9 protein-coding genes, 1 pseudogene and 1 other annotated feature are annotated in these 11,872 nt (G+C 66.5%); of the genes and pseudogenes, 7 read left to right on the forward strand and 3 right to left on the reverse strand.

The window, feature by feature from the left end:
- Positions 1–14: 14 nt before the first annotated feature.
- From AL072_RS34705 to AL072_RS33935, 5 genes and pseudogenes are all read left to right on the forward strand, one after another.
- On the forward strand, positions 15–437 hold the full coding sequence (locus tag AL072_RS34705; RefSeq protein WP_144428446.1) for a hypothetical protein: 423 nt from the start codon (positions 15–17) through the stop codon (positions 435–437).
- A gap of 370 nt (positions 438–807) precedes the next feature.
- The gene (locus AL072_RS34710; RefSeq protein ID WP_144428447.1) at positions 808–1,323 is read left to right on the forward strand and encodes a hypothetical protein; all 516 of its coding nucleotides are present in this window, start codon (positions 808–810) and stop codon (positions 1,321–1,323) included.
- Positions 1,324–1,974: 651 nt separating this feature from the next.
- A protein-coding gene (locus tag AL072_RS31500; protein WP_144428448.1) for an IS3 family transposase occupies positions 1,975–3,206 on the forward strand; the annotation gives its coding sequence in 2 pieces (ribosomal slippage) (positions 1,975–2,266 and positions 2,266–3,206; 1,233 coding nt in all).
- Positions 2,259–2,375: a sequence feature (AL1L pseudoknot), on the forward strand. It overlaps the preceding gene by 117 nt.
- Positions 3,207–3,260: 54 nt before the next feature.
- Positions 3,261–3,551, forward strand: a pseudogene (locus AL072_RS31505) (ISKra4 family transposase); the annotation flags it as partial.
- A gap of 20 nt (positions 3,552–3,571) precedes the next feature.
- Positions 3,572–4,281 (forward strand): IS5 family transposase gene (locus AL072_RS33935; RefSeq protein WP_144428449.1). Its coding sequence is split into 2 segments (ribosomal slippage): positions 3,572–3,860 and positions 3,860–4,281, totalling 711 coding nucleotides; the frame shifts between segments, so codons are not numbered across the junction.
- A gap of 164 nt (positions 4,282–4,445) precedes the next feature.
- Here the strand turns inward: AL072_RS33935 and AL072_RS31515 are convergent.
- Positions 4,446–5,522 carry an IS5 family transposase gene (locus tag AL072_RS31515; RefSeq protein WP_045585403.1) on the reverse strand — a complete coding sequence of 359 codons (1,077 nt, stop codon included), beginning with the start codon at positions 5,520–5,522 and terminating at the stop codon, positions 4,446–4,448.
- 197 nt (positions 5,523–5,719) lie between these two features.
- Between AL072_RS31515 and asnB the strand changes: the two genes are divergently transcribed.
- Positions 5,720–7,645, forward strand: coding sequence for an asparagine synthase (glutamine-hydrolyzing) (gene asnB / locus AL072_RS31520; protein WP_045585404.1), 1,926 nt, complete (start codon positions 5,720–5,722; stop codon positions 7,643–7,645).
- A complete protein-coding gene (locus tag AL072_RS31525; RefSeq protein WP_045585405.1) occupies positions 7,642–9,585 on the forward strand; it encodes a hypothetical protein in 1,944 nt (647 codons plus the stop codon). Before asnB ends, AL072_RS31525 begins: the two co-directional genes overlap by 4 nt.
- A gap of 89 nt (positions 9,586–9,674) precedes the next feature.
- Here the strand turns inward: AL072_RS31525 and AL072_RS31530 are convergent, their stop codons facing one another.
- On the reverse strand, positions 9,675–10,697 hold the full coding sequence (locus tag AL072_RS31530) for a glycosyltransferase family 2 protein (RefSeq protein WP_045585406.1): 1,023 nt from the start codon (positions 10,695–10,697) through the stop codon (positions 9,675–9,677).
- Between the two features lie 105 nt (positions 10,698–10,802).
- Positions 10,803–11,786 carry a lysylphosphatidylglycerol synthase transmembrane domain-containing protein gene (locus AL072_RS31535; RefSeq protein ID WP_045585407.1) on the reverse strand — a complete coding sequence of 328 codons (984 nt, stop codon included), beginning with the start codon at positions 11,784–11,786 and terminating at the stop codon, positions 10,803–10,805.
- Between the last annotated feature and the right edge of the window lie 86 nt (positions 11,787–11,872).

Consider the following 11,872-nt stretch of genomic DNA (forward strand, 5'->3'; position numbering starts at 1 on the left):
AATGGAGGATATCCATGGGACGCTTTTCGGCTCGCTCACCGCGAGATTCTTGGGACTACCTTCGGAGAGACGAGGAATTTGTTGAGATAAGCCGACAGCAGGCTGCGGCGCTTGTTTTGCGAGGCTTTGACTTTCTGGCCAGCCAAGTGGCCGCTGTTGGGGGATTTGATTGCGAACTGAAATATATTCTGCCGGAACATCGGGTAAAGGCTGTCGACGCCTTGTCGACGTCGGCATCCGCCGCGGCGTCGCGTGCTGCTTTGGTGTCTGCGGACGCTGAAGCCGTGTATGCTGCAGCGCGCGAAGCTGGAGCGCAGGCGGCTGATAGACAGGATGCGCCTTCAAATCCGTATGTGGGTGAAAACCCTGAGCTTGAAGCCGCCGTCATCATGGGATGGCAGGACGGTGTGGCCCGACGGTCAGCCTGCTGCGCTTAAGGTCCTAGCGTATCCAGTTCGGGTGGTGCTGGTCACCGCCCGAACTCTCCAGCCTGCAGTGCCACATCGGCCTATGGAAAAGAGCCGAACCAACTCACCGCTGCTGATGAGTCGATTGCACCTGCCGTCTTCAGGGGCATCACAGTGGGGTGGCAGCCCGAAGTCCTGCACCAGTCCGCGCACCACGTATTTCCCAATGACCAACCTGCAAGCGATGCCCTGACCTTGAGGCAGCACGGCGCTGTGCCGACATCAATGGGGTGAACAATGCAAGGTATGCGTAAAACGCATGCGGCTCCCGCTTACGCTCCTCCAGAGCCCTCGATGACGTGCAACATTCGCCTCGCTTTCATAGTCCGCGAGGCCACCGATGACAGCCGATCCCGACGATCCCACCTACGGCTATTTCCTGCTGTATGCCGACCCGCCACCCTCGTCCCGCAACTTGCCCGATGCCCGCACCGACGCCGATGCGATCCAAGCCGCTGTGGAGGCCGCATTTGACTATGCCACTGCGGTTCAGCTTCGCCATCACACCGAGAGCGGAACCTACCTGATTGGCAGTGCGACAGCGGACGGGGTTTTCACGCCGGCTGCAATGCCGGACCAGCACCACGGCGCACAACACCAGGTGTCGTCCAACACCACTGCCGGCACCGGTCGGGGCGGCGCTCAGTTTCCGGCGCTTCCGGTCGGTACGGCATCGACCCCGTACGACCCGGACGATGCGGCGCGTCACCTGCTGGTCACCTGGCCGCCATCTGGGCCGCAGGCCATGACACACAGACCCTCGTCCTCCGCCGCAGTCTACGGTCCAGCGAAGCCCTTGCCGTTCGGCCCTGGCTCCGGACGGAAGCTTGGCTCACCCCGGCAGCGGTCCTCTTGAACAGGACCAGACCATCGCGGCCGAGCGGCCGGACCGGTTTGGTGGAATCACGCGATGGGCGGGAACGGTGGCCGTGACACACAGCGCGGTGTTCGCATCACGCGCTTGGCGCCGCTGGCGCCAAAAGACGTCTGCCCATCTGAAGAAATCTGCAAGAGAAGGAGATGGGCGTCATGACAAAACTATGGGGTTTAACTGAAGAGGATCGTGAATTGTCGCGGCGTGCAGACGAGAGAGTCGAGGAGATTGAAAAGAAGATCGGCAGAAAGCTTGATCCTAATGATCCAGTACTCTTGTCAATATTGTCATCTCATCCGGATACGCCATTTGAACCGCTCCTCCCGCCTCCTAAGGACTAAGCCTAGGGCTGTGGAGCGGCATTCCCATGCTGGGGCCATTCTCTGACACCGCCAGCAGAGCCCTTGCTAAAGCAAGCCTGACACCCAAGGCCGCTTCACGGCCAGGGGCGGGACGGCCTCACGCTTGGTCGTTCTTCACAGCTCCGCCTTTTCATGAGCTATGCGGGGAAATGGGTGACGGTCCGCTCAGGCGGCGCTCTGTGACGCGGCTTGAGTGACCTCGATGCCGTTGCGGAATGTGAACCGCGCCGGGATTGTCGGAGGCCCCACTTCTTGAGAAACTGGGGTCCTCATGACGAAACCAGCATCACCCAAGTACGCCCCTGAAGTCCGCGAACGCGCGGTTCGGATGGTGTTCGAGCACGAGGGCGAGCACGCCTCGCAATGGGCGGCGATCAGCTCGATTGCCGCGAAGATCGGCTGCAATCCGGAGACGCTGCGGAACTGGGTCCGGCAGGCCGAGCGCGACCAGGGCAAGCGGCCCGGCCCGACGACAGACGAGCAGGAGCGGATCAAGGCGCTGGAGCGTGAGGTCCGGGAACTGCGGCAAGCGAACGAGATTCTGCGCAAAGCGTCGGCTTATTTTGCTCAGGCGGAGCTCGACCGCCCGTTCAAGCGATGATCGCCTTCATTGACGAGCATCGCGCCGTCCACGGGGTCGAGCCGATCTGCAAGGTGTTGCCGATTGCCCCGTCGACCTACCGCGTCCATGCCGCCCGGAAGGCTGATCCGGCCAAGGCGCCGGCCCGCTCGCGAAGCGACGCGGAGCTGAGTGTGGCTATCCGACGGGTCTGGGATGAAAACTTCCAGGTTTACGGGGTGCGGAAAGTCTGGCGGCAGTTGCGGCGGGACGGCATCGATGCGGCCCGCTGCACGGTGGCCCGGCTGATGCGGCGCATGGGCCTGAAGGGGGCGACGCGCGGCAAGGCGGTGCGAACCACGATCGGCGACAAGGCGGCGCCGTGCCCGCTCGACCGGGTGAAGCGCCAGTTCCAGGCGCCGCGCCCGAATGCCTTGTGGGTGGCGGATTTCACGTACGTCGCGACGTGGCAAGGCTTCGTCTACGTCGCCTTCGTCATCGACACCTTCGCTCGCAAGATCGTCGGCTGGCGGGTGTCGCGCACCGCCCACGCCGGCTTCGTTCTGGATGCCCTGGAACAGGCCCTCCACGACCGCCGGCCGATCAAAGGCAGCGGCCTCATTCATCACAGCGACCGCGGGTCGCAATATGTTGCCATAAAATACGCCCAGCGTCTGACTGACGCCGGCGTCGAGCCGTCGGTCGGCAGCGTCGGCGACAGCTACGACAACGCCTTGGCCGAGACCATCAACGGCCTCTACAAGACCGAGGTCATCCGGCGCCGAGGGCCGTGGCGCACCCTGGAGACCGTCGAATTCGCCACCCTGCAATGGGTCGACTGGTTCAACAACCGGCGCCTCCTCGAGCCCATCGGCAACATTCCTCCCGCCGAGGCCGAGGCGCGCTATTATGCTCAAATCGAGGACGTCGCCATGGCGGCGTGACTCAACCAAATCAGCCTCCGGCAAACCCGGCGCGGTTCAGTTGCCCGGTTGACGGCGGAGTGCGCGGGCTACATCGCCAACAACATCGACGCCATCCCCCATTACGGGGAGCGGCGGCGGTACGGGGAGCCGATCTCCACCGCCTTCGTGGAGTCCGCCGTCAACGTGGTGATCGACAAGCGGATGTCCAAGCGTCAGCAGATGCAGTGGACCAAACGCGGCGCTCACCACCTGCTGCAGGTGCGGACCCGCACCTTGGACGGAACGCTGCGGCCGGTGTTCGAGAGCTGGTATCCCGGGCTCGCCGCCAATGACCATTCCTCAGCCGAACAGATCGCCGCCTGAGCTTCACCCCCAGGTTTGTTATGCTCTCCTACCTTCCGCGCGACACCCGAGGCAAGCCCCGGGTCGATGACCGCCGCGTCATCAGCGGTATCGTGCATGTCCTGATCTCCGGTTGCCGGTGGAAGGACGCCCCCACGATCTACGGGCCGCGCAAGACGTTGTACAATCGCTTCCAGCGCTGGGCGGCCAAGGGTGTCTGGTCGAACCTGTTTCATGCGCTGGCCACCGCGGGAGGACCGCCAGCAGAGGTTTTGATCGATTCCTCCGCCGTAAAAGCGCATCGCTGCGCCTCGGGCGGAAAAGGGGGGAGCGGAACCAGGCGATCGGCCGCTCGCGCGGCGGTCGCACCACCAAAATCCACGCCCTGACCGACCGGAATTGCCGCCCCATCGCCTTCCTGCTCACCGGCGGGCAGGTCGCGGATTGCGTCGCTGCCGACACCCTGCTCGACCAAGTGACCACCGCCGATCTGATCCATGGCGACAAGGGCTACGACACCAACGCCGTGCGCCGAAAGATCGAGGCAATCGGAGCCGCGCCCAACATCCCGCCCAAAATCAATCGCGTCTGGAAAAACTGTTTCTCGCCATACCTTTATCGAAACCGCAACGCCATCGAGCGCATGTTCAACCGGCTCAAGGATTTCCGTCGCGTCGCAACCCGATACGACAGGCTCGCCACCAACTTCCATGCCGCCGTCTGCATCGCCGCTACCGTATCCTACTGGTGATGAGTCCCAGCCCTAGCAGGACACGGAAAAACGAACATATTCCGGCTTTTTTCCTCGGCTGAGGCTTGGGAATGGGGTTTCCGACGCCCGTTTTTGTCGGAATGGAGTGCCTTTTCGTGCTCCGAGACGCCCGTAGCCGCCGTTGAGGCGGACTTCGGGCGTGATTATGCCGCCGCCAGCAGCTTGGGCAGGCGGATCAGGTTGTAGGCGGTGGCGGTCAGGGTGAACATCCAACCGACGCGGGCCGTTCCGCGATGACGCGTTTTGCGCAAGCCGGCTCCCTTGATCCAGCCGAACACCTCCTCGATCCGTTTGCGGATTCTCAGGCTGACGGCGTAGCCGGGGTGACGGGTGGTCCGGCCGTCGATCGCCGAGCGGCGGTTGCTCGTGTTCTGCGCGACATGCGCAGCGGCGCCCAGGCTGCGCATGTTCGCCACGAAATCCTTGGTGTCGTAAGCCTTGTCGGCACCCACCGTGATGCGGTGGCGGCCGGGGATGGCCTCGACCATGGAAACCGCCGCTTCGCGCTCAGCCAGACCGGTGGCCGCGGTGAGCCGGACATTCACCACCAGAGCGTGACGGTTTTCCATCAATGCATGGCCCATGAAGGCCAGCTTCGCCGGCTGCCCGTTGCCTTTGCGATACAACCGCGCCTCAGGATCGCTGGTCGACGCATGGGTCTCGTTGGACCGCTTCTCACCATGGAAGTCGCGGTCGCCGTTGCGACCCGGCCCCGGCGGCTCGCCGCTGCCGTCCTTGGGCCGGAAGCTCTTCACCGACGCCCAGGCTTCGATCAGCGTGCCGTCCACCGAGAAATGCTCGTCCGACAGCAGCGCCTTGACCTTCGGCTGGCCAAGCACGGTGGCCAGGAACTTGGCCGCCACGTCGCCGGCCAGCAGACGCTCCCGGTTCTTGGTGAAGACCGTCGCGTCCCACACCGGGGCGTCCATCGACAAGCCGACGAACCAGCGGAACAGCAGGTTGTAGTCGAGCTGTTCCATCAACTGGCGTTCCGAGCGCACCGAGTAGAAGGCCTGGAGCAGCAAAGCCCGCAGCAGCTTCTCCGGTGGGATCGACGGTCGCCCGATCTTCGAGTACAGCCCCTCAAAAGCCGGCGACATCACCTCCAGCGCTTCGTCCACAATGGCCCGGATCGGCCGCAGCGGATGATCGGCCGGAACCCGAGCCTCGCAGCTCACATAGCTGAAAAGACCCTCGCTGCGTTCGTCCGAACCCCGCATCGCCCCCTCACCAGCCGCATTCTCTTCGACCAAAGAGAATCACGACCGAACTGCCGGGAACAGACCTTTTTCCGCATCCTGCTAGAGAAATGACCATGCCCGCTTCAGCAGCCATTTCACCATGGCACCCGGCCGGGCGAGACGCTACACCTAGCCCTCATCGCCACCTTCGGCAGTCCCCTCGGGAGAGCAGCCCCATGTGCGGTTTCGCCGGCTTCGCCGGACCCGGCGGCGAGCGCGACCTCGCCGTCATGACCAGCATCATCCGTCACCGCGGTCCCGACGACGACGGCGTCTATGCCGATCAGGGCAGGTCCGACGACAGCGGCGCTCTGCCGGTTCATCTGGGGTTCCGCCGTCTCGCCATCATCGACATCGAGGGCGGCTACCAGCCGATGGCGACGGCCGAGGGCGATCTGGTCATCGTCTACAACGGCGAGATCTATAACGCGCCCGAACTGCGCCGCGCGCTGGAGCAGGCCGGCCACCGGTTCGTCACCGACCACTCCGACACCGAGGTGCTGCTGCACGGCTACCGGGAATGGGGCCTGGCCATGCTGGAGCGGCTGAACGGCATGTTCGCCTTCTGCCTCTACGACCGCCGCCGGGGCCGGCTGGTGTTCGGCCGCGACCGCTTCGGCAAGAAGCCGCTGTTCTATGCCGAGACCGCCGACGGGCTGGTCTTCGCCTCGGAGGCCACTGCCGTCCTGTCCCACCCGTCGGTGCCGGACGGGCTGGACCGCACCGCGCTGGTCAAGTATTTCGCTTACGGCTTCATCCCGGCGCCGCTGACCGCCCATGCCGCGGTGCGCAAGCTGCCGGGCGGCTGCAGCATGGTCTACGACCTGACCAGCCGCCGGCTGTCGGTCAGCCGCTACTGGGAATACCGCATGGTGGTGGACGACCGGCCGCCGGGTGGTCCCGACCAGTGGGCGGAGGAGCTGCGCGAGCTGCTGGACCGCGCGGTGGAACGCCGGATGCTGAGCGACGTGCCGGTCGGCTTCTTCCTGTCCGGCGGCATCGACAGCGCCGCCATCGTGGCGCTCGCGGCCCGGCACCGCGACCCGGCGTCGATGAGGACCTTCACCATCGGCTTCGACGAGCCGAGCTTCGACGAGAGCGGCTATGCGGCCGACGCAGCGCGCCATTACGGCACCGACCATGCCTGCCGCACGCTGAACCTCGACACCGCGGCGGGAATGCTGCCGGAGTTGCTCGGCCGGCTGGACGACCCGATCGCCGACCCCTCCATCCTGCCGACGCATCTGCTGTCGCGCTTCGCCCGCGAACGGGTGACGGTGGCGCTGACCGGCGACGGCGGCGACGAGCTGTTCGCGGGCTACGACACCTTCGACGCGCTGCGCACGGCACGACTCTACCACCATGCCGTCCCCCGCCCGCTGCACCGGCTGGCGGAGGCGGTGGCCCACCGGCTTCCGCGGTCGGACCGCAACATGAGCTTCGACTTCAAGCTGCGCCGGGCACTGCGCGGGCTGGGGCACCGGCCGGCGCACTGGATGCCGTCCTGGCTGGGGCCGGCCTCGGTAGAGGAGGTGTCGCGGCTGTTCGGCATCAGCCTGTCCGCCGACGATCTCTATGACGAAGCCGATGCCCTGTGGCGCTCGGGCGCCAGCGGCCACGACGTCGACCGCTCCATCGAGTTCTACGGCCGCTTCTATCTTGGCGAGAATCTGCTGATCAAAGCCGACCGCGCCAGCATGTTCTGTTCGCTGGAGACGCGGTCGCCCTTCCTCGACCGCGATCTCGTCGCCTTCGTCAGCCGCCTGCCGGCCGGCGTGAAGCTGCAGCCGAATGGCCTGATGGGCGGCACCCGCAAATGGATCCTGAAGAAGGCGATGGCCCCGCTGCTGCCGCCGGCGATCCTGTCCCGGCCCAAGAAGGGCTTCGGCATCCCCCTGAGCCGCTGGCTGCGCCACCTGCCCCAGCCGCCGCTGGAGACCGCGGCGCGCATCGGGGTGGACGGCAAGTGGCTGGCGGCCCGCTGGGACGAGCACCGCAGCGGACAGGCCGACCACCGGGGCCTGCTGTGGGCCTGGACCGCACTCGCCGCCGCGCTGGACCGCCCGGCCAAGACACCGGCACCGATGGAAAACGCCGCATGAGTTCCGAAAGTCTGGATTATCCGCTCTCCGGCACGCGCGGGGAGGCGGACACACATGCCGCCGGCCGCATCCTGGTCTGGCTGCTTCTAGGGCTGGGAGCGCTGATCGTCGCCTATCAGTTCGGCATGAACATGCAGGCCAGCACCGGCCTGCCCTATTGGGATGACTGGGGCTATTTCTTCGGCGCCGTCCAGGGCGTGCAGCAGCCGCTGACCGTCCATTCGATCTTCGCCAAGGACAGCGACCATGTCGCCCCGGTCTTCAAGCTGCTGACCCACGGGCTGTGGCATGCCATCGGCGTCGACTTCATCGCCTTCCGGCTGGTCGGCTGGCTGGCCTTCGCCGCCATGCTCGCCGCCTACGCCCTTGTCCTGCTGCGGGATTGCACGCGCTCGGCGTGGACCGCGGTGCCGGCCCTTGCGGCCGGGCTGTTCCTGACCGGCACGCTGAACAACGAGTATTTCTACTACCAGCACATGGGGCTGGCGCAGCCGATCTTATTCACCTGCCTGTTTCTGTTTTTCCACACGCTGGTCAGCGGACGGCTGGTGCCGGCGATGCTGTTCCTGCTGGCCTTCGGCTCCACCGGGGTGTTCGGCGCCAGCTATGCGCTGGGGGCGGCCGGAGCCGGGGGGCTGCTGGCCCTGCGCCAGGGCGGGAACTGGCGGGAAAGGCTGACGGACGGGCGCACGCTGGTGGCGGTCGGCGGCGGGCTGCTGCTGACCGCGGCGATGCTGTGGATGACCTTCAGCGGCTCCTACGCCAACCACACCGGCCAGCCGCTGGTGCTGCCCTGGCACCGGGAATTCTGGGCCTTCCTGTTCGGCGCCTTCGCCACCGCCGCCGGCCTGCCGGTGGAGACGGTGGGGGCACCGCTGTCGCTGACGGCGGGGGCGGCGGCGCTCGCGCTCTGCCTCATCCCGGCAGTCCTGCTGCCCTTCGGCCGGGCGGGCGTCGAACGGCGCCATGCCGTCTTCTGCATCGCTTCGCTGATCGCGGGAACGGTCATCGTCACCATGACCACCGCCTTCGGCCGGGCCGGGTTGTGCGGCGACGGGATCGCCGCCGCGATGCAATGCGGCATCACTCCGCGTTACGCCTATCCGGTCCTGCTGGCCTTCCCGGCGGCGGTCGCCGGCTGGACCATGCTGATGGCCGGCCGGCCGGCCGCCAGGGCGCAACGGGACCGCGAAACCGGCCGGGGGGTCGCGGCGGGCATGGTGCTGACCGGCCTGCTCCTGCTCGGCCACGGCACGGGCGGGGACCTCCTGCGGCATTGGAGCGTCGCGGGCTTCAACCGGATGGTGGCCGACCGCGACAGTGCGGCACAGCGCTGCATCGCCAGCCATCTGCAGGCCATCCGGACGCCGGACGGACTGGATTGGGACCGGCCTCTGGTCTGCCCATCCAGTTCACCGCGCAACATCGCGCCCTTCCTGCGCGCCGCCTACGACCTGAAGGCCGATTTCCTGGCGCCGATCCTGGCCGATGCGGCCGGTCATCCGGAACGCTCGATCCTGCAGACCCTGCTGCAGGGCGGGCGGCTCGATGGGGCCGGCCAGTTGCGGATGGACATGCCGCTGCGGGCTTCCGAAAGCGCGGACGGGCTGCACGGCTCCCTCGACCGGATCGAACGCATCGCCAGCGGGGGGCCGATCGCCATTGCCGGCTGGGCCGCGGACACGGCCGTTCCGGCGCCGGTTCCCTTCGTGCTGGCGGTGGTCGGGGATCGCATCGTCGCCACCGGCTCCACCGGCATCGCCCGTCCGGATGTCGCCAAGGTCTTCCATGAGGAGGTACTGACCGGAAGCGGCTTCATTTTGCTGTTGCCGCCGGACGTCGCCGGCCAACGGGTCAGGCTGTTCCTGATGGCGCATTCCGGCGCCCTGAAGGAACTGACCCCGCCCGGTGGTGTCGAAGCCATGCCGAAGGCCCCGTAAGATCGAAGGCCCCGGAATGGCAAACGGCCCGGCAGCCGGAAAGCTGCAGGGCCGTTTTCTTTTCGGCAGCGGCCTTCGGACGCGGGGCCTCAATCCCGGATGCTGCGGTCCGAGGGGCCCGGCTCGTCGAAATTCAGCATGGTCTTGATGGAATAGTGGCTCTTGCCCTGGCTCTCAAAATAGATGCGGACCAGCAACTCGGCCAGCAACCCCATCAGGATGCACATCACGCCGGTGACCAGCCCCATCGTTACCAGAAGCGGCAACGGGGTCAGGATGAAGGAGATGCCGTCGACAAGCTTCAGATAGATGGCGTAGATGCCGGCCAGGAAGGACAGCCCCATGAACATCATGCCGGCGAAGCCGAAGATGTAGATTGGCTTGGTTTCGTACTGGGTCAGGAACTTCACGACGATCAGGTCGAGCACGACCTTCAGCACCCGCTCCAGCCCGTATTTTGACTGGCCATGGCGGCGCGGGTGGTGACGCACCGGCATCTCGGTCAGCTTCGCACCCTGCCAGCGGGCGTAGATCGGCACGAAGCGGTGCATCTCGCCATAGAGCCGGTAGCCCTGCAGCATCTGGCGCCGGTAGGCCTTCAGCGTGCAGCCATAGTCGTTCAGCTTCACGCCCGAGATGGTGGAGATCAGCTTGTTGGCCATCCGGCTCGGCAGCGTGCGCAGCAGGAAGCCGTCCTGCCGGTCTGCGCGCCAGCCCGACACCACGTCATAGCCCTCGTCCAGCTTGGCGAGCAGGCCGGCGATGTCCTGCGGGTCGTTCTGCAAGTCGCCGTCCATCGGAACAATGACATCGCCGCGGGCATGGTCGATGCCGGCCATCATCGCTGCGGTCTGGCCGACGTTGCGGCGGAAGTTGATGACGCGGATGCGGCGGTCGGAGGCCACGCGCTGCAGTTCCTCCTCCGTCCCGTCGGTGGAACCGTCATTGACGAAGAGGACTTCGAAGCTGCGCCCCAGCCCGTCGAGCGCCGGGATCAGCCGGCCGCACAGGGGGGCGATGTTGTCCTCCTCGTTGTAGACCGGGATCAGGACCGAGACGGAAACCGTGCCGGTGTCCGTGGTGGCGGATCCAGGGGTAAGAAGGAGGGTCATCGAACGGGTCCGGAGGCTGCGGGGGGCATCTGTCGAAGGCGACGCCGGGCCATGGTATGGCCGCTGCATTCCGCGAGCGCAACGGCTAATTGGGCGGCGGCCGCGTCACGCCGCACGGCGCTCGCGCAGGACGGTCAGGTCGATGACAGCGCCCAGCAGGGCCACCATCACCTGGAAGGCGAGGATGCCGAACCCCAGCGCCAGCGACTGGGCATGCGGCACGCCGACCAGATCGAACAGCCCGACCAGCGACGCCTCGCGCAGGCCGATGCCGGCGACGGTGACCGGCATCAGCACGATCACCGACATCAGCCCGATCGCCGCACACCAGACGGAAAAAGGCTGGACGATGCCGACCGCCAGCCCCAGGGCCTGGCTGCCGGCGACCGCCGCCAGTTGGACCGCGATCCCGCCGGCGAGCGACAGCAAGGCCCGCCCCGGCCGGCGCGTCTGGTCGCGCCAGGAGTCAAGGAAGCTGCGCAAGGGCCCGAGCAGCAGTGCCTGACGCTTCGGCCCCGCCCGCCAGCCCAGCAGCGCCAGCAGAAGGGTGCGAGCCCGCCCCCAGGCCAGCAGCCCGGTCACCGCAGCCAGCCCGGCAAGCACCACCCCGACCGCGGCCAGCAGCGCTTCACCGAATCGCGCCGTCTCCAGAGCCAGCCCGCCGCCGGTCAGCAGCAGCAACCCGGCGATCCCCGTCACCTTGTCGAAGGCGACCGCCGAGACGATGCGTCCGCCGCCGGCTTCTCCCTGCTCCGCCCCCCGGCCTGCCCTCCGGCTTTCCCCCGGCGCTCCATCCCGGCTGAGCCGGTAGGCCTTCACCGCCTCCCCCGCCAGTTGGCCCGGCAGGACCAGCGCATAGAGCTGCGCCACCAGCGTGTAGGCAAGCAGACGCCCCACCCGCTGGTCCGGTAGCAGAACCCGCAGCTTCAATGCGTTCAGCACATGCATCAGGAAGAACAGCATGGCAGCGAGCGCCAGCAGCCCCGGCGACGCCATCGCCAGCACCCACCCGGCCTCCGCCACATCGACCCGCCACAGCAGCAGGGCGACCAGCAGCACGCTGACCAGGGCTTTCAGCCAGGCATGCATTTAAGGATGCCTTTTCATGAAGTCATGGAGTGATGATATGGATTTTCTTCCTCTTTCAGGGTTCTCGGCGGATCTTCGATCCGCCT

The sequence above is a fragment of the Azospirillum thiophilum genome, from assembly GCF_001305595.1.
In the GTDB taxonomy this organism is placed as follows: Bacteria; Pseudomonadota; Alphaproteobacteria; order Azospirillales; family Azospirillaceae; genus Azospirillum; species Azospirillum thiophilum.

What these genes read in the sequence shown, in the direction of transcription:
- AL072_RS34710 (WP_144428447.1), top strand. Translation starts at nt 808, where the DNA reads ATGACAGCCGATCCCGACGATCCCACCTACGGCTATTTCCTGCTGTAT.
- AL072_RS31530 (WP_045585406.1), bottom strand. Translation starts at nt 10,697, where the DNA reads ATGACCCTCCTTCTTACCCCTGGATCCGCCACCACGGACACCGGCACG.
- AL072_RS31515 (WP_045585403.1), bottom strand. Translation starts at nt 5,522, where the DNA reads ATGCGGGGTTCGGACGAACGCAGCGAGGGTCTTTTCAGCTATGTGAGC.
- AL072_RS31525 (WP_045585405.1), top strand. Translation starts at nt 7,642, where the DNA reads ATGAGTTCCGAAAGTCTGGATTATCCGCTCTCCGGCACGCGCGGGGAG.
- AL072_RS34705 (WP_144428446.1), top strand. Translation starts at nt 15, where the DNA reads ATGGGACGCTTTTCGGCTCGCTCACCGCGAGATTCTTGGGACTACCTT.
- asnB (WP_045585404.1), top strand. Translation starts at nt 5,720, where the DNA reads ATGTGCGGTTTCGCCGGCTTCGCCGGACCCGGCGGCGAGCGCGACCTC.
- AL072_RS31535 (WP_045585407.1), bottom strand. Translation starts at nt 11,786, where the DNA reads ATGCATGCCTGGCTGAAAGCCCTGGTCAGCGTGCTGCTGGTCGCCCTG.